Origin of the sequence: Roseovarius aestuarii (assembly GCF_019966515.1) — a bacterium.
GTDB lineage: Bacteria > Pseudomonadota > Alphaproteobacteria > Rhodobacterales > Rhodobacteraceae > Roseovarius > Roseovarius aestuarii.
Window position 1 is genome coordinate 1 of sequence record NZ_JAIMIB010000028.1, and the last position, 21,809, is coordinate 21,809.

The 21,809-nt window shown below is 57.6% G+C and carries 23 protein-coding genes; 9 read left to right on the top strand and 14 right to left on the bottom strand.

The genetic code is table 11. The features are described 5' to 3' along the window. Positions 1–159: 159 nt before the first annotated feature. The 7 genes from LC334_RS21210 to LC334_RS21240 are packed head-to-tail and all read right to left on the bottom strand — an operon-like array spanning position 160 to position 7,670. Entirely contained in the window at positions 160–1,836 is a 1,677-nt protein-coding gene (locus LC334_RS21210) for an amidohydrolase (RefSeq protein ID WP_085802442.1), read from the bottom strand. After that, a complete protein-coding gene (locus tag LC334_RS21215) occupies positions 1,833–2,849 on the bottom strand; it encodes a branched-chain amino acid ABC transporter permease (RefSeq protein ID WP_085802441.1) in 1,017 nt (338 codons plus the stop codon). Before LC334_RS21215 ends, LC334_RS21210 begins: the two co-directional genes overlap by 4 nt. Beyond that, positions 2,846–3,724 carry a branched-chain amino acid ABC transporter permease gene (locus tag LC334_RS21220; protein WP_085802440.1) on the bottom strand — a complete coding sequence of 293 codons (879 nt, stop codon included), beginning with the start codon at positions 3,722–3,724 and terminating at the stop codon, positions 2,846–2,848. Before LC334_RS21220 ends, LC334_RS21215 begins: the two co-directional genes overlap by 4 nt. A gap of 3 nt (positions 3,725–3,727) precedes the next feature. Beyond that, a complete protein-coding gene (locus LC334_RS21225) occupies positions 3,728–4,444 on the bottom strand; it encodes an ABC transporter ATP-binding protein (protein ID WP_085802439.1) in 717 nt (238 codons plus the stop codon). After that, a complete protein-coding gene (locus LC334_RS21230) occupies positions 4,441–5,208 on the bottom strand; it encodes an ABC transporter ATP-binding protein (RefSeq protein WP_085802438.1) in 768 nt (255 codons plus the stop codon). The genes LC334_RS21225 and LC334_RS21230 overlap by 4 nt, the downstream gene beginning before the upstream one ends. A gap of 7 nt (positions 5,209–5,215) precedes the next feature. Then, positions 5,216–6,535: an ABC transporter substrate-binding protein gene (locus LC334_RS21235; RefSeq protein ID WP_085802437.1), complete on the bottom strand. Its 1,320-nt coding sequence runs from the start codon at positions 6,533–6,535 to the stop codon at positions 5,216–5,218. A gap of 19 nt (positions 6,536–6,554) precedes the next feature. Next, positions 6,555–7,670, bottom strand: a complete 1,116-nt coding sequence (locus tag LC334_RS21240; RefSeq protein WP_085802436.1) for a class II histone deacetylase — start codon at positions 7,668–7,670, stop codon at positions 6,555–6,557. Between the two features lie 98 nt (positions 7,671–7,768). Between LC334_RS21240 and LC334_RS21245 the strand changes: the two genes are divergently transcribed. From LC334_RS21245 to LC334_RS21260, 4 genes are all read left to right on the top strand, one after another. After that, positions 7,769–8,569 carry a helix-turn-helix domain-containing protein gene (locus tag LC334_RS21245; RefSeq protein WP_223413113.1) on the top strand — a complete coding sequence of 267 codons (801 nt, stop codon included), beginning with the start codon at positions 7,769–7,771 and terminating at the stop codon, positions 8,567–8,569. Positions 8,570–9,018: 449 nt separating this feature from the next. Further along, positions 9,019–9,612, top strand: coding sequence for a class I SAM-dependent DNA methyltransferase (locus LC334_RS21250; protein WP_085802435.1), 594 nt, complete (start codon positions 9,019–9,021; stop codon positions 9,610–9,612). Beyond that, positions 9,605–10,081: a ribonuclease HI gene (gene rnhA / locus LC334_RS21255; RefSeq protein ID WP_085802434.1), complete on the top strand. Its 477-nt coding sequence runs from the start codon at positions 9,605–9,607 to the stop codon at positions 10,079–10,081. The genes LC334_RS21250 and rnhA overlap by 8 nt, the downstream gene beginning before the upstream one ends. Then, on the top strand, positions 10,078–10,701 hold the full coding sequence (locus LC334_RS21260; RefSeq protein WP_085802433.1) for a trimeric intracellular cation channel family protein: 624 nt from the start codon (positions 10,078–10,080) through the stop codon (positions 10,699–10,701). The genes rnhA and LC334_RS21260 overlap by 4 nt, the downstream gene beginning before the upstream one ends. Positions 10,702–10,726: 25 nt before the next feature. On the opposite strand, the gene LC334_RS21265 is transcribed toward LC334_RS21260, so the two are convergent. The 5 genes from LC334_RS21265 to def (LC334_RS21285) all read right to left on the bottom strand — a co-directional run bounded on the left by LC334_RS21265 (position 10,727) and on the right by def (LC334_RS21285) (position 13,783). Then, positions 10,727–11,500: a hypothetical protein gene (locus LC334_RS21265; protein WP_085802432.1), complete on the bottom strand. Its 774-nt coding sequence runs from the start codon at positions 11,498–11,500 to the stop codon at positions 10,727–10,729. Between the two features lie 114 nt (positions 11,501–11,614). Continuing rightward, positions 11,615–11,857 (bottom strand): hypothetical protein, encoded by a 243-nt coding sequence (locus LC334_RS21270; protein ID WP_085802431.1) that lies wholly within the window; start codon positions 11,855–11,857, stop codon positions 11,615–11,617. A gap of 10 nt (positions 11,858–11,867) precedes the next feature. Beyond that, positions 11,868–12,773, bottom strand: coding sequence for a methionyl-tRNA formyltransferase (gene fmt, locus LC334_RS21275; protein ID WP_085802430.1), 906 nt, complete (start codon positions 12,771–12,773; stop codon positions 11,868–11,870). Positions 12,774–12,776: 3 nt separating this feature from the next. Continuing rightward, entirely contained in the window at positions 12,777–13,268 is a 492-nt protein-coding gene (gene def, locus LC334_RS21280; RefSeq protein ID WP_085802429.1) for a peptide deformylase, read from the bottom strand. Next, a complete protein-coding gene (gene def / locus LC334_RS21285; protein ID WP_085802428.1) occupies positions 13,265–13,783 on the bottom strand; it encodes a peptide deformylase in 519 nt (172 codons plus the stop codon). The genes def (LC334_RS21280) and def (LC334_RS21285) overlap by 4 nt, the downstream gene beginning before the upstream one ends. Before the next feature lie 96 nt (positions 13,784–13,879). Here def (LC334_RS21285) and LC334_RS21290 point away from each other — a divergent pair, with 96 nt between their 5' ends. After that, entirely contained in the window at positions 13,880–15,055 is a 1,176-nt protein-coding gene (locus tag LC334_RS21290) for a MalY/PatB family protein (RefSeq protein ID WP_085802427.1), read from the top strand. 53 nt (positions 15,056–15,108) lie between these two features. On the opposite strand, the gene LC334_RS21295 is transcribed toward LC334_RS21290, so the two are convergent. Beyond that, entirely contained in the window at positions 15,109–15,978 is an 870-nt protein-coding gene (locus LC334_RS21295; protein ID WP_223413114.1) for a LysR family transcriptional regulator, read from the bottom strand. A 132-nt stretch (positions 15,979–16,110) separates the two neighbouring features. On the opposite strand from LC334_RS21295, the gene LC334_RS21300 reads away from it, so the two are divergent. Next, a complete protein-coding gene (locus tag LC334_RS21300; protein ID WP_223413115.1) occupies positions 16,111–16,974 on the top strand; it encodes a HalD/BesD family halogenase in 864 nt (287 codons plus the stop codon). Between the two features lie 12 nt (positions 16,975–16,986). Next, complete coding sequence (locus tag LC334_RS21305) at positions 16,987–17,535, top strand: isochorismatase family protein (protein WP_085802425.1); 549 nt, start codon at positions 16,987–16,989, stop codon at positions 17,533–17,535. A gap of 79 nt (positions 17,536–17,614) precedes the next feature. Here LC334_RS21305 and LC334_RS21310 read toward each other — a convergent pair whose 3' ends face one another. Then, positions 17,615–18,355: a class I SAM-dependent methyltransferase gene (locus LC334_RS21310; RefSeq protein ID WP_085802424.1), complete on the bottom strand. Its 741-nt coding sequence runs from the start codon at positions 18,353–18,355 to the stop codon at positions 17,615–17,617. Between the two features lie 62 nt (positions 18,356–18,417). Between LC334_RS21310 and gloB the strand changes: the two genes are divergently transcribed. Next, positions 18,418–19,185 carry a hydroxyacylglutathione hydrolase gene (gene gloB, locus LC334_RS21315; RefSeq protein WP_085802423.1) on the top strand — a complete coding sequence of 256 codons (768 nt, stop codon included), beginning with the start codon at positions 18,418–18,420 and terminating at the stop codon, positions 19,183–19,185. Between the two features lie 156 nt (positions 19,186–19,341). Then, entirely contained in the window at positions 19,342–21,675 is a 2,334-nt protein-coding gene (gene clpA, locus LC334_RS21320; RefSeq protein ID WP_085802422.1) for an ATP-dependent Clp protease ATP-binding subunit ClpA, read from the top strand. Positions 21,676–21,809 lie beyond the last annotated feature (134 nt).

The following is a 21,809-nucleotide window of genomic DNA, read 5'->3' on the forward strand; positions in this document are numbered from 1 at the left end:
CTTGTCAGATTTGTCAACGCGGGCCATCCCGCCCCGCACAACCCTAACACCTTGGCCCGCATCAAAAAATCTTAGACTTTTCAGACTTTCGCTGCAACTGTGACAACGACTGCTTATTGAAAAAATGACCATTGGATATCCGCATTTCCGTCAGTTTCTTTAAAGGCTACGTAGTTCAGATGTTACCTCTCCTGCGCAGAATGTCATGGCGATTGAAACAGCCTCAACGGAGTGCGGCGCAGATTGCTCTATGTCGGCATCAAGGATGACGACATCTGCGGCTAATCCCGCCCTCAAACTCCCGGTGTGGTTCTCTTTGAACGCCATCCAGGCATTGGTTGCAGTATAGGCCTTCAGTGAATTCAAAAGCGATTGGCTTTGATCAGGCCAGTCAACGCCGAGATTGCGCGGCGTAACCGCGCATTGAATATTGGCCAGCACGTCAATCGGAACGACAGGCCAGTCAGTGGAGAACGCCAATGGGATCCCTGCCCGTCGGAGCATTTCCCATGGATAAGCACGGGCGCATTCATCGGCAAAAAACACCGTGTCAGGTTTAGGTGGCTCAAAAAAACCCGCAAAGGCAGCGTGCCGGGGCTGCATAGATGCGACCGCGTCAAGCCGTTTCATCCGTGCTATGTCGGCCTCAGTGATCAATTCAATATGCTCCACACGGTGGCGTGCATCACGTTTGCCATTTGCCGTTTGGGCGCATTCGTAGCCATCCAACACAAGTTGCACGGCCATGTCGCCCACGGCATGAACGCTTATTTGCAGGCCGAGTGCATCGATCTGGCGGCAAGCTTCGTTGAAATGGGATGGGTCAAATACGGCCTCACCATGATTGTCAGGATCGTCCGGATAGGCGCGGATTTTCAACCCGGTTCTGCTTTCCAGAACGCCGTCCATGAACATCTTGACCCGACCAGACCAGACCATATCGCTTTGATACTGGCGGTGCATGTCTGCGGCTTCTTCAATACGCTCCAAGGGGTCGAAATTCTTGAGATGGAAAGGAACCTGAACCCGTGCTTTCAAGCGATCTTCGGTTTCAAGTTCACTTAGAAGTTCGAGCTGATAAATATTCCCATCCATATTGTGAAGCGTGGTAATTCCGTGCGCGGCAACGTGATCGAGACCTTTCAGCAGCATCGCTTTGTCTGCCTCGCGCTCGGCTGCGGTCGCCGGTGGTTCAGGGTCGCTTCCGGTCACATAGCCAAGCATGTCCCTGCCACCGGTCCGCGACAATGCAAGTACCGGTCCAAAGGCGCCGGTTTCGAGCAACGTTCCGGTGGCAAAGCCATCATCGCCCATAACAACGGTGCTGCCCTCGGGCATTTCTGCCCCATTGAGCATTCCGCGTTGCTTCAATGCGGCGGTATTGGCCCAAACAGTGTGTAGATCAGCGGCCAACAGGGCAAAGGGCCGGTCAGAGATAATCTTGTCCAGCATCAGCCGTGGTGCTTCGGTGGCTGAGCAAAACAAGTCGTAAAATGCGCCAACCCCTTGAATCAAAGGCTCATCCGGGCGGGCACTGGCGTAAGCCAGCGCTTTCGGGCGCACCTGCTCAAGCTGCGTTAGCCCTCCGACTGGCAGGAAATCCAATTCCGCCGAGCCTTGAAACAGGTGGACATGGCTGTCGATAAATCCCGGCAAGACGCTGCGCCCGCCTGCGTCAATCACGCGGGTTTGGGGAGTGGCAAACACGCGGATGTCGGCATCCGAGCCAACCGCCAAGATCTTTCCATTCGCCATCGCCAAGGCCGAAGCCCGTGGCACCTCTGGCACCATGGTCAAAACCCGCCCGTTCAGGATGATAGTTTCGGCGGTGGTCATGAGTCAGCTTTCGTCTCCTGCCGGTCATGGCTTACTTTTCGCCAAGCGTTACTTGCCAGATGAACCAACCCTTTGGGCATGACGACAACAAAGATGATCAAGGCGAGACCCAGAACCAAATTGCGGGCGTCTCCCATTTCTTTGGAAAATTCAACCACGATCATCATGATGCCGGTGCCGATAAGCGGCCCCCAGGTGGACCCAAGCCCACCAACGACCACCATGGCGAGGATGAACATCAGGGTGGAAAACTCAAACAGGCTGGGACCGGCAAACCGGTAATGTGCGGCATAGACCCCGCCAGCCAGACCTGTCAGCAAGGCCGATAATGCAAAAGCCACAACCTGATATTTCTTGCGGTCAATACCGCGGCTGCTGGCATAGCCGACATTGTCACGGATCGCACGAAAGGCCAAGCCAAGGCGGCCGTGAATGATAACGATCACACCAAAGATGGTCAGACCAAACGCAGCAAGGACCGTATAATAGTTTCCCAGGATCCAGTGCTTTTTCAACAAAGGTCGGAACCCGAAATCGTCAAAGCGGGAAAACCCGGTTGATCCCCCAAAAAGCTGCTGGCAGTTGTTGCGCACCAGTGTGAAACATTCGGTATCTGTGATGATCAGCACATGGATCATCTCGGCGATGGCATAGGTCAAAAGCGCCACATACGCCCCTGTCAAGCGCAAGCAGGCCATTCCGATAATCAAGGCAAGTAAGGCTGAAGATACTGCCGCTATCGGAATGGCCACCCAAACGGACATGCCGGTGAAGGTGACCCCCATGGCCATTCCGTAGGCTCCGACGGCAAAGAACAGCATCTGAGCCAGCGAAAACACGCCTGCATGGCCCATCAACAGGTTCCAGTTCATCGCCACCATCGCCCAGATGAAAAAGACGATCACCTCGCCCAGCAAATATCGCTGAGTGATGAATACAGGCAAGACAGCAAAGGTTGCTATCACCAGTACACCAATCAGAAGGTGGCGTGTCAGATCATCCAGCTGGGTCACAGGCGCACCACCTTTTCACTGCCAAACAGCCCCTGAGGACGCCATATCAGCACGAGGATCACCAGAATCAACATGGCAGGGAATCCAAATCGGACGCCGATGTAGAACCCTATTGCGGCTTCCAGCAGTGCCAGACCAAAGGCACACAGACCGGCCCCCCAGACATTGCCCAATCCCGCCACAACGCAGATGACGAACGCCTTGAGCAGCGGATCACCCCCCATCTGTGGCGACAGGGTGGCCTGCGTTGAAATCATCAGCCCCGCCACCCCTGCCAGCATGCCTGCAAGCGCCATGACCTGCAGGAAAACGGTATCGGCCTTCACCCCCATCAGCATCGCGGCCTCGCGGTTCAGGGCTGTGGCACGGATCGCCCGACCAAACCGGGTTTTCAGCAACAACCACGCCACGCCCAGGATCAGGATCAGTGCAACCGCAAAGATGATCACCGCCTGATAGGTCACAGTAACCCTTCCGATCCGCGTGAACCCTTCGACGGCCAGAGGTTGCGGATAAGGATAGCCGCCATAAACCTTCAGCAGCAGATCCTCGATCAAAATGCCCAGGCCAGCGGTGGCAACCAGAACATTGGTGCCGAAATCGGCGGTTCCCAACATGAACCGGACCATGACAAGATGGGTGATAATGCCGATCAGCGCTCCGGCTGCCATAGCGACGACAATGCCAAGAACCAGTGGAATGCCAAACGCCACCGCGACCGAATAGGCCACGTATGCCCCCAGCGTCATGAACAAGCCGTGAGCCATATTGAACATGCCCAACGTTCCGTAAATCAGCGACAACCCCACCGAAGCCAGCGCATACATTGATCCCAGCGTCAGCCCGGTAATTACTATCTGGATAACTACATCCATGTCTTACTGCCCTCCCAGATAGGTCTTGAGGATATCGCCGGAGCTTTTCGCCTCTTCCGCAGTGCCGCGCCAGACGATGTGACCGGCATCCATCAGGCACAGACTGTCAGCAAAGCTGAGCAGGCGGCTTGGGTTTTCTTCGACCACCAAAAACGCCATCCCGCTTTGCCGAAGGTGGCCCAAAGCCTCGTAGATCTGTTCGATTACCAAAGGGGCCAACCCTAACGAAGGCTCGTCCAGCATCAAAAGCTTGGCGTCTGCCATCAGGCCGCGCCCGATCCCGACCATCCTGCGCTCACCTCCTGACAATCCCGAAGCCATCTGGTTGCGACGGTCTTTAAGTTTGGGGAACAAGGCGAACACCTCGTTCAGTCGGTTTGAAACCTCGGCCCCGTCGACGCACAGGTAGGCACCCATCAACAGGTTTTCTTCGACGGTCATTTCGGTGAACAATTGATCGCCTTGTGGCACATGGATCAGACCAGACTCGACACGGGCGTGTACCGACGCGCGGTTTATGTCAGTCCCGTTGAGGGATATGTGCCCAGCACGCAGCGTCAAAAATCCCGACAGCGTACGTAGTAGCGTGGTTTTGCCGTGCCCGTTTGGGCCGATCAGGGCCATAACACCTTGCTGCGGGATGTCGAGCGACACGCCATGCAGCACAGGACGGTTCAGATAGCCCGAAACCAGACCGCTACAAGACAGAACAGCGCTCACGCTGCATCTCCCAAACCGGAACTTCCCAGGTACACCTCGGACACGGTTTTGTCCGATGCCAGTCCGTCTGGCGCGCCATCGTAGATAACTTTGCCCTGATGCATCATCACGGCCCGATCGGCCACAGTGGTCAGGAACCGCATCACGTGTTCGATAAAAACAAGGGTCATGCCACGAGACTTCAATGAGAGCATGAGATCGATGAATTCGTCGATCTCCGGTGGGGTCAGTCCACCAACAGGTTCATCCAACAACAAAATTTCAGGCTCGTTCATCAAGGCTGTCGCGACCATCAGTTTCTTGCGGGCAAGGATCGGGATCCCCGCCACTTTTTCGGCGGCAATGTCGTCCAGCCCGATCTCGGACAGCAATGCCCTTGCCATTTCCTTGTCCTGCTGCTTGGTCAGAACCAAGCCGCCAGAGCTGCGGCGGCCAAATGCGCGGGCTACCAGCACGTTCTCAAAAACGCTCATATGATCAAACCCAGAATTTAACTGGAATGTCCGTGCCATCCCCAAATGGCATAACTTGTGCGGGGCGGTGCCGGTAATGTCTTGGCCAAGAAGCTTGATGGCCCCTTCGGTGGTTGGGGTCAGCCCGCTGATCAGATCAAAAAAAGTGGTCTTGCCGGCCCCGTTCGGGCCGCCAACACCAACAACTTCACCGCGCTGGACAGTGAAATCAACGCCATCCACGGCGGCCAGCGCGCCGAAGCGTTTTACAACGCCCCGGCACTCCAGAATTGTAGTGGTGTCAGTAACCACCAGACCCTCAGCTCTTCATCCAGGGCGGCAGTTGGAAATTGCCACGCTCATAGGGCGACGGCGCGATGAGAACACCGTCTTTTGCCTTGTCGTGAACCTGACTGAAGATATGCGGCATACCCAGCGATGGATCGTTGGTTTCCGTCGGATAGCTGTAGGCCGACAATGTGTCGGGCCGGATTCGCATGGTTCCCATCGGGCCGCGGTAGATCAGCGATTTCAGGCGATCTGCGACCACGCGATTCTGATCTTCTTCATAAGGCGCACCGGCCCCCCCTGCCAAAGCAGCGGCCAGAGCATAGGCATGAAGCGCCTGATATGTCTGACCGCCACCATTGGGAGAGGCATTGTCGCCGAAACGACCCTTGTAGGCATCCGCAAAACCGGTGCCAATCTCATCCTGCAACGCACCGATAACGGTGGCGTAGATCGAACCGACTGAATTATCGCCAGCAATGTCGCGGAACGCCGCCAGAGACGCACCATATTGCAGATAGACAAGACTGTCGGTCGGATCTGTCATGAATTGATTCATGAACTGCGCCTGATCTTGCGTGTAGAAATGCGTAATCGCGATGATCGCAGGCGGGTCAGCCCGTAGTTTGGCCAACGTAGGCCCCCAATCAGTGACCGGTACTTTCACCGTCTCAAAGAGCGACACTTCGTAGCCGAACGCAGCGGCCCCGCCGTTCATCGCATTGGCAATATTGATGGAATAGGTGCCTGGCCCGGTCACAATCGCAATCTTGTTGTTCGGGCGCTTGAATTCACCGTTATCTTCAAGATCTTTGATGAATTTCAGAAAACCTTCGCCATACATTGTTTCAGGTGGATCATACTGGATCGTTCCCCAAAACCTGTCCGGATCGGATTTTACCAATTCGTCATGAACGGCGACAGTGTTCGAGTGCATCGCAATCACTCCTGCATCCGCGACCACATCATGCAAAGCCGTGCCCGTCTCAAGGTTGTAGCCCGTGATGATCGCACTGGCGTTATCCTTGTCGATCAGGCGTTGTGCGGCCTGTATGACCACATCATCACCCTTGCTTTCCGTATCGACCGTGACAACCTCAACCGGGCGGCCCAGAATGCCCCCCATCTCATTGATCTCATCGCGCGCCATTTCAAGACCGCGTTGAAACTCGATCCCGTCAGCGGCGACAATGCCGGTCAGCGGTGCCGGGCATCCGATCACGACCGGATCCGATGATTGCGCCTGGGCACTTTGGTTGAGACCGGATAACATCGCGGCGGATCCGGCAGTGACGCCAGCACCTTTTAGAAAACCGCGCCGTGTTTGATTATTTTTCGAATGATTACTCATTCCATCCTCCCTGGATTTGTTATCTTGGAAAATACGCTTTGTGCGCTTGCTCGATCGCAGCGGCCTGATCGTTGCTCAATGCCTGACCGCCATAGTTTTCGACAAAGTCCTGAAACGGGTCTTCAAATTGGTTGGACGCCCCGGAAAGCTCTTCAACAACCGCTAATCCGCAATACGGAACATAGGTCGCGGAATACCCACCCTCGTGCGTCGCTACGATACGGCCCGAACAGTGTTTGTCAGCAACAGCCATTACTTGCCGTGTCATCCACCTGAAATCCTCAGATGCCAGCATCTGAATGCCAAGCGGATCCAGTGCCGACGCGTCAAAACCGCAGGGTATAACGATCAGCTCAGGCTCAAAGGTTTCAAGCGCGGGGATGACAACTCGTTCAAACGCTTCCCGATACGCGCCCGAACCTGACCCCGGCGGGAGAGGAATATTGAGGTTTGAATTGCCCGCACCTTTCACGTCGGTCCCGCCTGAGTCTGGCGGGAATAGGTTGGTCTGATGTAGTGAAATCGTCAGAACCGATGGATCATCCAGAAATATCGCCTCGGTTCCGTTACCGTGATGCACATCCCAATCCACCGTGGCCACGCGAGTGACACCATGTTGTTTCTGTGCATGTCTAATACCAATGGCCGCGTTGGCAAAAAGGCAAAACCCCATGGCAAGTTCCGGCAATGCATGGTGCCCCGGCGGGCGACACAAAACATAAGCGTTGTCCACATCCCCGGCCATAACCGCATCAACCGCCACAATCACACCACCCACCGCCATTCGCGCGATATCTAGGCTGGCGGGCCCTGCCGGGGTCAGCGCACCGGTGTCTCCACCACCACTTGCGCAAACCGCAGCCAGATGGTCGATATGCGATTGAGGATGAACCAAGCCAATCACGTCATTACTTGCTGCGTCGGGGGCCATCAATTGCAGGTGATCCCATAACCCCGTTGCCTGTAGCAGGTTCTGCATCCTGCGCTTGGTTTCAGGATTTTCAAAATGTTCGCCTGGCTGCAATGTCATCGTCGGCTCGAAAAAGCCGCACCAGTTCATCGTGTCATGCCAGAAGTAAAGTTCCGATGCGACAAGTCCTGTTGTTCTCTTGCAAGTCGAGTTTTTGTGAATCATGGCCCCTCCGAAAGCGAGTGTTCGATTTTTGGAAAACCTTGACAATACCACCAGCGTGGTATCGTTTTCTCAAAAACCCGATTTATGTTATTAGTGATATGGCAAAGAATGAGAGTGACAACGCGGAGTATGATTTTCTGAGCGCGATTGCGATTTCAGCGAATGTGGAAGCCTACGAACAGGCCGTTGTCCCCTACTGTAGCGCTACTTTTTCAGCGCAAAGTGTTGTAGCAATGCTGTTTTTTCGCAATTCAGGACCAACAGTGCTGTTTCGTTGGATCCCCGATGACCAGCTTCGCAATATCTTTGACCGGCGCTATGATTTGCTGGGTTACCTGCTAGATCCCTTTTTTCAAATTTCCATGAGCACAAACGATTGGGCGGCCTACCCATTGCGGGATATTGCGCCGGATCGATTTGAGACCAGCGAGTATTTTTCCAACTATTATGGATCAACAAAAATGGTGGATGAAATTGGGTTCGTCGCAAAGATAGACGACAATTCTTCGGTCCACCTGTCCTTAGGGCGCAATGCCGGACAGCGGCGTTACAGGTCGGGAGAAATCACAAAGTTCAAGCAGCTATCGCGGGTGCTGGCACCAAAGCTGAAATCTGTCTTGCTGCCTCAAACTCCGACATTCTCAACGGATGCGTTGTCTCTGGAGCACAGATTCTGCGCCGTATCCAAGCATCACGGAAATGAAATATCACTACGAGAGGCCGAGGTTGCAGCTCTGATCGTTCAGGGGCATTCCAGTCGGGCAATTGGCCTGAATCTTGGAATTTCAATACATACGGTGAAGGTTCATCGGCGCTCGTTGTACAAGAAACTAAATATAACTTCGCAGAATGAATTGTTTCGGCTTCTGAGCGCTTTTTCGGAAAATGAGAGTGGATAGCAGACGGTTCCGGCAGTTGCTGTTCCCAATTCCCTGGCCACTTAGCTTGAGTAGATAACACTCATTTCATGGTCGTATGGCTGACCAAGTTATGCAACAGTTCGATGTGACCTGAAGGAGATACGGTTTCTGGCTAGAGATTAAACCGGCGTCCGTTTCCCGCACTATTCCGCCATTCAGCCAGCTTGCAGCATACGAAACATTGGGCTCACAGCCGCCATCAGAGTTTTTCTGTCTGACCTCCGCCGCCTGCGGTCTGCAACTCGCTCCTCAGAAAGTCTGAGAATTTGCCAACCTCGAAACGGCGGCCTTTTGGCGCTGATCTTGGGAGCCCCGCAATTGTTGACGCCTAGGCGTGTATATGTAACTGCAGGTCTGGCAACGGCCCGGTGAATGCGCCTTCTACCGGCTGCTGTTGTGCTAGTGTGCCTGATGATCGGAGCAACCGGATGAGCAGTGATATCGAAACCCTCAAGGTCTACGGCGATATGGCCGATGACTATGCGGCGATCACGACCGAGGCCACCGAGGACAAGGCATTGACCACCTTCATCGGCGCGTTGCCGAAGGGGAGCCATGTGCTTGATCTGGGCTGCGGGCCCGGGTTCGCCGCTGCCCGGATGGCACGCGAGGGCCTGAGCGTTGATGCCACCGACGCGACCCCGGCGATGGTCGAACTGGCCGACAAGCATCCGGGCGTCAACGCCTGGACCGCCACGTTCGATGACCTGACAGGCACCAATCTCTATGATGGCATCTGGGCCAATTTCAGCCTGCTGCACGCCTCGCGCGGGGACATGCCGCGTTATCTGGGCACCCTGCGCGAGATGCTCAAGACCGGCGGGATGTTCCATATCGGCATGAAAACCGGCACCGGCGAGCGGCGCGATGCCCTGGGCCGCCTCTACACCTATTACACCGGGCCGGAGCTGGAGCAGTTGCTGCGGGACGCGCGGCTGACACCCTTTTCCAGCACCACGGGCCGCGATAAGGGGCTTGATGGTGAATGGGCCGATTGGGTGACGATCATCGCCCATGCCTGAGCTTTTCGCCTATACAGACGGGGCCTGTTCGGGCAATCCCGGCCCCGGTGGCTGGGGTGTGCTGCTGCGCGCCATGGAGGGCGAGCAGATCGTCAAGGAGCGCGCGTTGCAGGGCGGCGAGGCCGAGACCACCAATAACAAGATGGAGCTTTTGGCCGCCATCCACGCGCTTGAGACCCTTGAGCGTGCCAGCACCATCACCATCGTGACAGATTCGGCCTACGTGAAAAACGGTGTCACCGGCTGGATCTTCGGCTGGAAACGCAATGGCTGGAAGACCTCGAACAAGAAGCCGGTCAAGAATGTGGAACTGTGGCAGCGGCTCGACGCAGCGCAGGCCCGCCATGACGTTAGTTGGGAATGGGTCAAGGGCCATGCAGGCCACCCTGAAAACGAACGCGCTGACGAGTTGGCTCGCGCCGGGATGGCACCGTTCAAACCGAAAAAGCCAGCAAAGACAGACGAATGACCGCCCTTACTCTGCTTGATTATGCCTCTGTGCTGATATTTGCCCTGACCGGCGCGCTGGTGGCCAGCCGGGCCCAGCTTGATATCGTGGGTTTTGCCTTCATGGCCTGTATCACCGCGGTCGGCGGCGGCACCGTGCGTGACGTGCTGCTGGATCGAAACCCGGTCTTCTGGGTCGGTAATCTGACCTATATCTTCATCGCGCTTGGGGCCGCGGTCTTTATCTATTTCACCGCCCACAAGGTCGAAAGCCGCTATCGCTGGCTGCTCTGGCTGGACAGTTTCGCGCTGGCCGTCGCTGTTCCTGCCGGCATGGCCGCGGCGATGGTGATGCTGCAACCGGGGCCGATCATAGTATTGATGGGTGTGGCCACCGGGTGCCTTGGCGGGCTGATGCGCGATGTGGTCTGCAACGAGGTGCCGCTGGTGCTGAAACAGGGTGAACTCTATGCCACCGCTGCCCTTGGGGGCGCATTAGCAGGGCTTGCTGTCATGCAGATGACGCACCTGACCATGCCGGTGCTGATTGCCTGCGCCGCGACAACCTGGGGCCTTCGGGCCGGATCGCTGCTTTTTGGCTGGCAATTACCTGTCTACAAAAGCCGGCCGCCCCGACAGTAAGAAACCAGCCAAAGCGTTCTATCATCTAGCCCTTGTGGCTTCTCGCCCAGGCTGCATGTGATTGGATGACTGACGCCACGGACAGCGCTTTCTCGGCAAGCGCCGGATCGGTTGCAGGCGACAGCGCCAGCGCCTCCATCCGATCATAAAGGGCACGTGACGTGCAGAAGTTGAACACTTCGGTGTTGCCGCCGTTTTCCCAGAAGGCAGTGATCCATATTGAAGGGCGACCGAGACACCAGTCATGCCAGAAACGCCGCGCCAGCACATCGTCAGGGAAAGCTGACACCTGATCCAGCAAATCGCCCAATGGCCATCCGGCAAGCCCGAACATGCAAAGCGTGTCGTCCAGATACCCGCTCTCGCGTCGCATCTCACGCTCCAGATAGGTGCGCTGAAACCGATCCAGCACCTCCCATTCGGCGGCGCTCCAGTTATCGCGACTGCCGGTCTGAAACCTGTTCAGGCTGACTTCCAGCGCAACGCGTGCGAGTTCTTCGTCTGCCGCCAACACTTCCAGTACGCGGGGCAGCAGATACCCCCAGGTTCTTTTGGGAACGCCTGACGGGTCATAGGCGGCAAAATACCAGTCCTGGAGATAGTGCAACGGCAGGTCGCGGATAGAAGGCGTAAAGAAATCGGCCTCGATTTCCGCGTACATGCAACAGTTTTCGCAGACGCCGATACTGGTCGGTTTTGCGTAGCCAAATACGCGATAGGCGTCTTCGATGATGTCGAAAAACGGATGATCGCGGGCGATCCTGGCCTTGACTGGTTTCTGCTGTTTTCTATGCGCCATGGCTGCTTATATCACCGGCACCCGGCATTGCCATTCCAAGAGGCGTAACGCCCAAATCGCCCCCCGAGGGCACCGGGGAGGGTGGGCGGGAGGCGCCTGAGGGGGGCGATCTCCCTACCGCCGCTTGCGCCAATGGGTCGGCACGATGATCAGCGCTCCGATGGAAGAAAGGATCGCATCCACCCCCGGCGTCCCAAGCCGGATGCCAAACATGATTCGCACGAAATAAAACAGAAATGCGCCGCCCACGCAGATGATGATCGATTGCAGATATCCGTTGCGGGTGAACCCGGTTTTCTCGCTGACATAACCTACGATGCCGGCAATCACGACGGTACCGATCAGGACGGGAAACATCGGCGTTCTCCTACAGCCTGGTGCCTCTGGGCAGGGGCATCCCGCGCAGAAACTCTTCCGCATCCTGCGCGGCCTTCCCTGCCCGTTGCAAGCGCAAAAGCCGCACCGCGCCACGTCCGCAGGCCACACTCAGCCGATCATCCAGCACCTGCCCCGGTGCGCCACAGCCCTGCCCCAGCCCCGACGCCAGAAGCTTTACCCGTTGCCCGGCAATCTCCGTCCAGGCCCCGGGAAACGGGGAAAGCCCCCGGATGTGCCGGTCCACTTCAGCAGCGGTCCAGCTCCAGTCCACCCGCGTCTCGCCCTTTTCGATTTTGACGGCATAGCTCACGCCCTCACCCGATTGCAGCTCTGGTGTCAGATCATCGAGCTGCGCCAGCGCCGCAACAATTGCGCCCGCCCCAAGGTTCGACAACCGATCATGCAATTCGCCGGTGGTCTCTTCTGCGCCGATATCCACGGCCCGGCGCATCAGGACAGGCCCGGTATCCAGCCCCGCCTCCATCTGCATGATACAGACACCCGTGCTGTCATCGCCGGCCATGATCGCGCGGTGGATCGGCGCCGCCCCGCGCCAGCGCGGCAGAAGCGAGGCGTGTATGTTCAGGCACCCCCGCGCGGGCGCATCAAGCACGGCTTGCGGCAGGATCAGCCCGTAGGCCACCACCACCGCCACATCAGCTCCAAGCGCGGCAAAGGCCGCCTGTTCCGACGGCGTCTTCAGGCTGATCGGGTGACGTATCTCCAGGCCCAACGCCTCGGCCCGCGCCTGCACCGGCGTGGGCCGATCTTTCTTGCCCCGCCCGGCAGGGCGCGGCGGCTGGCAATAGACGCAGGCAATCTCGTGTCCCGCTTCAACCAGCGCATCAAGCACCGGTACCGAGAAATCGGGGCTGCCCATGAAAATGATCCGCATCGTCTAGACCTTCCGCGCCTTGCGCAGCAGCATGTCGCGTTTGACCTTGCTCAGATGATCGAAATACATCCGCCCGGCCAGATGGTCGATCTGGTGCTGCACGGAGGTCGCCCAGAGACCGACAAAGTCGCGCTCCTCGACCTCACCCTCTGCATTCAGATAGCGCACCGTCACCGCCCGGGGCCGCTTGATGGTGGCCGACACGCCCGGCAGGTTGGGGCTGGCTTCTGTATGCTCCCGCAACTGCGCGCTGGCATGCAGCACCTCGGGATTGGCCATGCGCACCGCCTCGCCGCGCGCCTCGCTGGCATCGACCACCGCAAGGCGCTGCATCACCCCGATCTGCACTGCGGCAAGGCCAACGCCGGGCATCGCTTCCATCGTGTCGATCATGTCATCCCAGATAGCGCGGGACTCATCGGTAATCTCCGTCACCTCGGCCGCAGGCTCTCGCAGCCGCCTATCGGGCCACGGCAGGCAAGGGCGAACAGTCAAGCCCGCGCCTTTTCACGCTTCAGTTTCTGCATTCTGCGGGTAATCAGCTGCCGTTTCATCGCGCCCAGATAGTCGATAAAGAGCTTGCCGTTCAGATGGTCGATCTCGTGCTGGACGCAGGTGGCCCAGAGCCCGTCGAACGTCTCGGAATGCTCGTTTCCATCGAGCCCCATCCAGCGCACATCGACCACCTTAGGCCGTGTCACCTCGGCAAACTGATCGGGGATCGACAGGCACCCTTCCTCATAGGTGTTTTTGTCATCCGACGATGCCACGACCTCGGGGTTGAACATCACCACCGGGCGCGGTGTCTCTTCCTCGTCCTTGACGCAATCGAGCACGATGAGACGACTCAGCACACCGATCTGAGGTGCCGCCAGCCCGATGCCCGGCGCGTCATACATGGTTTCAAGCATGTTCTCGGCCAGCGTGCGCAGCTCGTCCGACAGATCATCGACGGGGGCGCAGACCTTTTTCAGGCGTGGATCGGGATGGATGAGTATCGGCAGCTTCATGGCGCTTGATTTAGGCCAAGACCCGGTGTTCTGCAACGCCCCTTGCGCTCAAAACTCAATCCGCTAGCGTGCGCGTCGCTGAATGAGGAGCCCCCCATGAATTTCGACAAGATCATCGACCGCCGCGGCACCAACTCGACCAAATGGGACATGATGGGCGCGCGATCGATTGGCGTTCCCGACGAGGATGGACTGGCGATGTGGATCGCCGATATGGATTTCGAGGCACCCGATTTCCTGCAGGAGGCCACGCAAGGGCTGATCGACAAGGCCAATTACGGCTATTTCATCGGTGAAGACGGGATGAAAGAGCAGGTCGCCTGGTGGATGCAGACCCGCCACGGCTGGGCTGTGGACCCAGCCACGATGTTTTCGACCTTTGGTCTGGGCAACGGCATCGGTATCTGCCTGCAGGCCCTAACCCAACCCGAGGATGAAGTGATCATCTTCACTCCGGTCTATCACGAGTTCACCGCCAAGATCAGGAAATCGGGCCGGGGTCTGAAGGAAAGCCCGCTGGTCATTCGCGATGGTGTCTACCACATGGACCTTGAGGCGCTGGAAGCGTCGATGACCGGTCGCGAAAGCCTGTTGATCTTCTGCTCTCCGCACAATCCCGCGGGCCGGATCTGGACGCCGGACGAGATGCGCGCATTGGTGGAATTCTGCGCCCGCCACGACCTGATCCTGCTGTCGGACGATATTCACCACGATCTGACTTATCCGGGCCAGACCTACACCCCCCTGCCCGTTGCCGCACCCGAGGTTGCAGAGCGACTGGTGATGCTCACCTCGGCCTCCAAGACGTTCAACATCGCCGGCAGTCGCCTCGGCACAATCTCGATTCCAGGGGAAGAACTGCGCAACCGCTTCGCGGCGATGCTGAACGCGCTCGATGTAAAACCCAACCTGCTTGGGTTGGTGCTGACCGAGGCCGCCTATTCCGAAAGCGGTGCCGTCTGGCTGGATCAGCTCAGACCCTATCTGGCCGAAAACGCGCGCATCTTTCTGGACGGCATGGCCGAGATTCCCGGCGTCACGCCTATGCCGATGCAATCGACCTATCTGACCTGGATGGACTTCACCAATACCGGCATGGAGATGGATGAGGTCGTCCGTCGCGTCCGGCAAGACGCCCGTATCGCGCCTTCCATCGGTGCTGATTTCGGCACGGGCGGCGAAAACTTCCTGCGATTCAACATCGGCACCCCCCGCGCCCGGATCGTGGAAGCGGTCGACCGGCTACAGCAGGCCTTTTCTGATCTGCAATAACCAAAGCGCCACGCCAATCACATGTGCCCGCGCAATCCGTGCCAGGGACCTTCTCAGAACTGCTGCCGCAGCCATGCTTCGAAAGTTTCGACGGCAGGCTGCCTGCTGCGTTGCGCCTGAGCGCGTACAAGATAATGTGACTGCCCCAACGCCACCGGATCACCCACGACGCATATATTGCGGCCTGACTTTACCGCCTGATCGGCAAACCTTTCGATCACCATCGCACATCCAAGCCCGGCTGCGGCCATTTCCATCGCGGCAACCGATGTATCTGTCATCAGGCGTGTCTCTGATAACTCGGGTGTCAGTGAATAGGCCGCGAGATACCTTGCCCAATGATCGTCGAAGCCAAGGATGTGGATCGGTTTTTGCAACAGCAAATCACGCGGCGCGGTGACGTTTCCGGCATCAAGCGCGCCACAGACCGGCACGATATATTCGTCCGACAACCTATCAAGGTCCGATCGGGCGAGGTCTTGTGGAGCGAGGATGACATCGACATCAACCGGCTGCTGGTCCGCCGGGCCCTTCCAGATCGAAGTGACGAGCTTGACCCCGACCTCGGGGTGGTCATGGTGAAACGCGCCCAGCCTTGGCGACAGCCAGATGATGAACGCCATTGAGGCCCGCACTGTGATGGTGCTGGCGCGGCGGGGACCGAATAATCCGGTGGTCGACATCTCGATGGTATCCAGTGCCTCGCGCACCGAAAGCAGATAGGCCTTGCCGACATCGGTCAGTTGCAGGCTTTTGGGCCGACGCACGAAAAGCTTGTCGCCCAGCTGCGCCTCCAGCGCCTTGATATGCAGGCTGACGGCAGTTTGTGTCAGCCCTATTTCCTGGCTGGCCCCGGTGAAACTGAGCAGCCGCGCGGCGGCCTCAAAACTGCGAAGCCAGTTCAGGTTCAGATTGTGGCGCATATTTGGTATAAAAATATTATGTTCATGGGGCATTTTTATTTCATTTTATATGTCCTTGAAAAGCCCTCATAGTGCTGAGGACTCACTGCTGCGCATCTGAACACGCGGCAAATCAACGTCGGAGGTAACATCATGAACGGCACCCCAATGACAGCTCGGCGTGATATCGCCCTGGATCTTGTCGATCTGGATCGGTATCCGATTGACGATCTCGATCACGGCCCGGGCGCTGATTTTCTGTCGGATTGCCAGCACAGCATGGACCAAAACGGATGGTGCAATCTGGATGGTTTCATTCGTCCAGATGCACTGACCCGGCTGAACGGCGAAGCCCATGATCTGCTGCCCAAAGCCGAGATCCTGCATGTCAAACGCAACATCTATCAGGGCGCCATCGACCCGTCGCTGCCCAAAGACGACCCGCGCCGCATGGAATTTACCCATATCGCCAACCAGCTCGCCGATGATCAGATCCCCGGTGAAACGGCCCTCAAGCAGCTTTATCGCTCCGACATCCTGACAGAATTCGTGCGCCGTGTTCAACGCAAGGCACAGCTCTACCGATGTGCGGATGAATTTCAGGCACTAAATATCGTAGCCCTGCATCCGGATAGCTGGCATGCGTGGCACTATGACACCACCGAATGCACGGTGACCCTTCTGCTGCAGGCGGCGGAGTCGGGGGGCGAGTTCACCTTTTTGCCCAATTCGCGCACCGACGAGACGGAAGATCACGCAGCCGTTGACCGATTGCTGGCCGGAGACATGTCGGAAGCCCAGACATTTTCGCGCGGCGCGGGCACGTTTACCTTGTTCCGCGGCGGATATTCGCTGCACGGTGTGACCAAAGTCGAGGGCAACCACCCGCGCATCTCGGCCATCTTGACCTATGACGAAGAGCCGGGCCGCGTGATTGATGACGACATCAACATCCGCATATATGGCAAACGCGTGGAAAACATACTGGCCCGCCGCAGGGCTGAAGCAAACGCATAGGAGCAGTTCAAAATGAAAACAGCATTACTGGTCATTGACGTCCAGATGGCATTGGCGAATGAAGACGCCGCAGGCGCGGAGCGATCGTGCCCGGAGGCGGAAGATAACATTGCGTCGCTGCTAAAGAAGTTCCGAGCATCAGGCAATCATGTGGTGCATATCCACCATCATGGCACCGATCCGGATGATCCCTTTCACCCCGATGCCCCCGGTTCTGCGGTGCAGCCTGTTGCAGCCCCCGTCGATGGTGAACCTGTCGTCATCAAATCCGGCAGCAGCGGGTTTGTCGGAACGCCCTTGCAGACGATACTGCAGGATGCCGGCATCGAACGTGTGGTCCTGTGCGGGGCAACCGCCAATCATTGCGTGGAATCGACAACCCGCAGCGCAGCGGATCTGGGGTTTCAACCTGTCTATGCATCTGACGCGGTCTGGACATATGGCATAACCGGGCCCGATGGGATCTTTCACAGTGCCGACCAGATCCATTCCGTCAGCATGGCAACGCTTGAGGGCGAGATCGCTGCGGTGACCTGCACGAAAGACATTCTGGCAACCTAACGCCCTGCTGCCGAGCCAGGATCGCCTGGCATTGCCGGATAATTGTACCCTCAATGATCACCTTCGGCTAAGGGCGTCGTTAAACCGGCTTTGCCTCAGGTTTCGGGCGCAGTACCTCAAGCGGTTTACGAACCTTTTCGCGCAGTCCCGATCCGGTTGAGGCCTGAACGCGTTTGGTCGCTTCAACCATCAGAACACCACCAGCAATCACCATCGACAATTTACCGCCCATGCTTTCCCACATGCCCGCCGTCTTGCGCCAGAACCGTCGTTCCGACGGTGGCTGATAGAGGGCGGTGGCATGACCCACCGGCATGAAATCATGCGATTTCAGCTGATTTTCCAATTGTCCTTGGCTGTAAGGGCGCCCGAAACCAAAGGGTGTCTTGTCGCTGCGCGACCATAGGCCCGCCCGGTTGGGCACGACAAAAAGCACCGATCCCCCCGGCCCCAGCACGCGCCAGCATTCCTTGAGCAACGCGGCGGGCTGTTCGCTGGTCTCCAGCCCGTGCATGATCAGCAGCTTGTCCACATGTCCGGTTTCCAGCGGCCACCATGTCTCTTCGCATAGCACCGATACGTTCCGGCCGTTCGAAGGCCAGCCGATCACGCCCTGCGGCGCGGGCATCAGCGCAACGACGCGCCTTGCATCTGTTAGATAGGACCGCAGGAAGGGCACGGCAAAGCCATATCCGACCACCGTCTGCCCCTTCGCCTCAGGCCAGATTCGCGCCAGTTCTGCGCGTACGGTTTTCTGCGCCGCACGGCCCAGGGCACTGCGGTAGTAGAAATTGCGAAGATCCTGGACATCAAGATGCATTGCGGCCCGGCCTGTGATCCGTCACTCTGACGTTAACAATTTCTTGCCAAAGGGAAAACACCATGACGTTGCAAATCCTGACCATCCCCTGCCTTAGCGACAATTATGCCTATCTTGCGCATGATCCCGCCACCGGTCAGACCGCCGCCGTGGACGTACCCGAGGCCGGGCCGCTGCTGCGGGCGCTTGCCGACAAGGATTGGACCCTCAGCCATGTCCTGATCACTCATCACCACGGTGATCATATCGATGGGTTGGCCGAGTTGCTGGCCACAGCCCCGGCGCAGGTGATTGGCGCTGCCGCCGATGCGCACCGTCTGCCACCATTGGATATCACCGTCTCGGAAGGCGATACTGTCACAATTGGTGATCAGGTCGGGTATGTGATGGACGTCTCAGGGCACACGATCGGCCATATCGCCTTTCACTTTCCCGAAAGCCGTGCCGCCTTTACGGCCGACAGCCTTATGGGACTTGGCTGTGGCCGGGTGTTCGAGGGCACCAAACCTCAGATGTGGGCCAGCCTGCAAAAACTAGCGGCCCTGCCCGCCGAGACGGCCATATATTCCGGCCATGAGTATACGCAATCCAACGCCAAATTCGCCCTGAGTGTTGACCCGAGCAATCCCGCGCTTATATCCAGAGCAGAAGCAGTGGATGCCGCCCGCGCCAAGGGTCAACCCACAATCCCCTCAACCCTCGCAGAAGAGCTGGCGACCAATCCGTTCCTGCGCGCCACCGATCCCGATATTCAGGCCAATCTGGGTATGACAGGGGCAGACCCCGCCGATGTATTTGCAGAAATTCGCACACGCAAAGATTGTTTCTGACGTTGTAAACCAGTGTGAATCCTCAACAATGTCAGGAAAAGTGACCGTGTTGCGCCAAAAAAGCCTTGAAGCGCCCACGATATCGACCAAACTTTAATGTTATGAGGCCATGGTTAGGTTCATAGAACCGGACCCAGATCAGAAGGAGCACCCAACGTGCCTTCATTCTCGAATACGCTGGAACAGGCAATTCACGCAGCTTTGGCCCTGGCCAACGCGAGGCAACACGAATTTGCCACGTTGGAGCATCTGCTGCTCGCGTTGATTGATGAACCCGACGCCGCGCGCGTCCTCAAGGCCTGTAGTGTTGACACCGAAGATTTGCGCACGACACTGGTTGAGTTTATCGACGAAGATCTTTCAAATCTCGTGACTGATATCGACGGATCCGAGGCTGTGCCAACCGCCGCGTTTCAACGCGTCATTCAGCGCGCTGCCATCCATGTGCAGTCATCGGGCAGAACCGAGGTGACGGGCGCCAACGTGTTGGTCGCGCTTTTCGCCGAGCGCGAATCGAACGCGGCGTATTTCCTGCAAGCACAAGACATGACCCGCTACGACGCGGTTAATTTCATTGCCCACGGCGTCGCAAAAGATCCGGCCTTTGGCGAAACACGCCCGGTCTCCGGCGCGTCGGACGAAGATCAAGATCATTCCCAGCCTGCAAGCGAGACCGATGCCGTTGAAGCGGGCGAATCTGCCCTGGCAAAATACTGTGTCGATCTGAACGAAAAATCCCGCCGAGGCGATGTTGATCCGCTGATCGGCCGCAGTCACGAGGTTGAACGCTGCATTCAGGTGCTGTGCCGTCGGCGCAAGAACAACCCGCTTCTGGTCGGTGATCCCGGGGTTGGCAAGACCGCCATCGCCGAAGGGCTCGCGCACAAGGTTGTACAGGGTGAGACCCCCGAGGTTCTCTCGCACACGACGATCTATTCACTTGATATGGGCGCGCTGCTGGCGGGAACCCGCTATCGCGGCGATTTTGAAGAGCGTCTGAAAGCGGTGGTAACCGAGCTTGAAGACCACCCCGATGCGGTGCTTTTCATCGATGAGATTCACACCGTGATCGGCGCAGGTGCCACATCGGGCGGGGCGATGGATGCATCGAACCTGCTGAAGCCCGCACTACAGGGCGGCAAGCTGCGTTGCATGGGCTCGACCACATTCAAGGAATTCCGCCAGCATTTCGAAAAGGATCGCGCGCTCAGCCGCCGGTTCCAGAAGATCGACGTGGTGGAACCCAATATCGAGGACACGGTAAAAATCCTCAAAGGGCTGAAACCCTATTTCGAAGAGCATCACAGCGTCAAATATTCCGCCGATGCGATCAAATCGGCGGTGGAGCTTTCAGCGCGCTACATCAATGACCGCAAACTACCAGACAAAGCCATCGACGTGATCGACGAGGCCGGGGCTGCGCAACACCTTCTGAAGGCATCCAAGCGGCGCACGAATATCGGCACCAAAGAGATCGAAGAGGTCGTCGCCAAGATCGCACGCATCCCACCCAAAAACGTCTCGAAGGACGATGCCGAGGTTCTCAAGGATCTGGAAAAGTCGCTCAAGCGGGTGGTGTTCGGTCAGGACAAGGCGATCGAAGCGCTCGGCTCCTCCATCAAGCTGGCGCGGGCGGGCCTGCGCGAGCCAGAAAAACCCATCGGCAACTATCTCTTCGCCGGGCCAACCGGTGTGGGCAAGACCGAGGTGGCCAAGCAGCTGGCGGATACGCTGGGTGTGGAACTGCTACGCTTCGACATGTCGGAATATATGGAGAAACACGCCGTTTCCCGTCTGATCGGGGCGCCTCCGGGCTATGTCGGCTTTGATCAGGGCGGGTTGCTGACCGACGGTGTCGATCAGCATCCGCATTGTGTGCTGCTGCTGGATGAGCTGGAAAAAGCGCATCCGGATGTCTTCAATATCCTGTTGCAGGTCATGGATCACGGCAGCCTGACCGATCATAACGGCCGAACGGTCGATTTCCGCAATGTGGTGTTGATCATGACCTCGAACGCGGGCGCATCAGAGATGGCAAAATCCGCCATTGGCTTTGGCCGGGATCGCCGCGAAGGCGAAGATACCGCCGCGATCGAACGCACGTTTACGCCGGAATTCCGCAATCGTCTTGACGCGGTGATCTCTTTTGCGCCGCTGGGCAAAGAGGTTATCCTGCAGGTGGTCGAGAAATTCGTGTTGCAGCTTGAGGCGCAACTGATGGATCGCAATGTCACCATTGAATTGACAACGCCCGCCGCCGAGTGGCTAGCCGAGAAAGGCTATGACGACAAGATGGGTGCCCGACCGCTGGGCCGGGTCATTCAGGAGCACATCAAGAAACCCCTCGCCGAAGAGCTGCTGTTTGGCAAGCTGGCCAAGGGCGGGATCGTCAAGGTGGGCGTCCGGGCCGGAAAGATCGACCTGAAAATCGAAGGCCCGGATCGTCGGCGCATTTCCGGCAAGAAGCCACCGCTGCTGACCGCAGACTAGAGCATCGCGCCAAATCTACATGATAAGCGTCGCCCGTGAGTGTGAAAAACACGGGCGACGCGCTATCTGGAAGGCGTGGCGTGTTACCGTTCTCACGCCCGGCGCCTACAAAGAAGCAAAGCCTTATAGCGTTT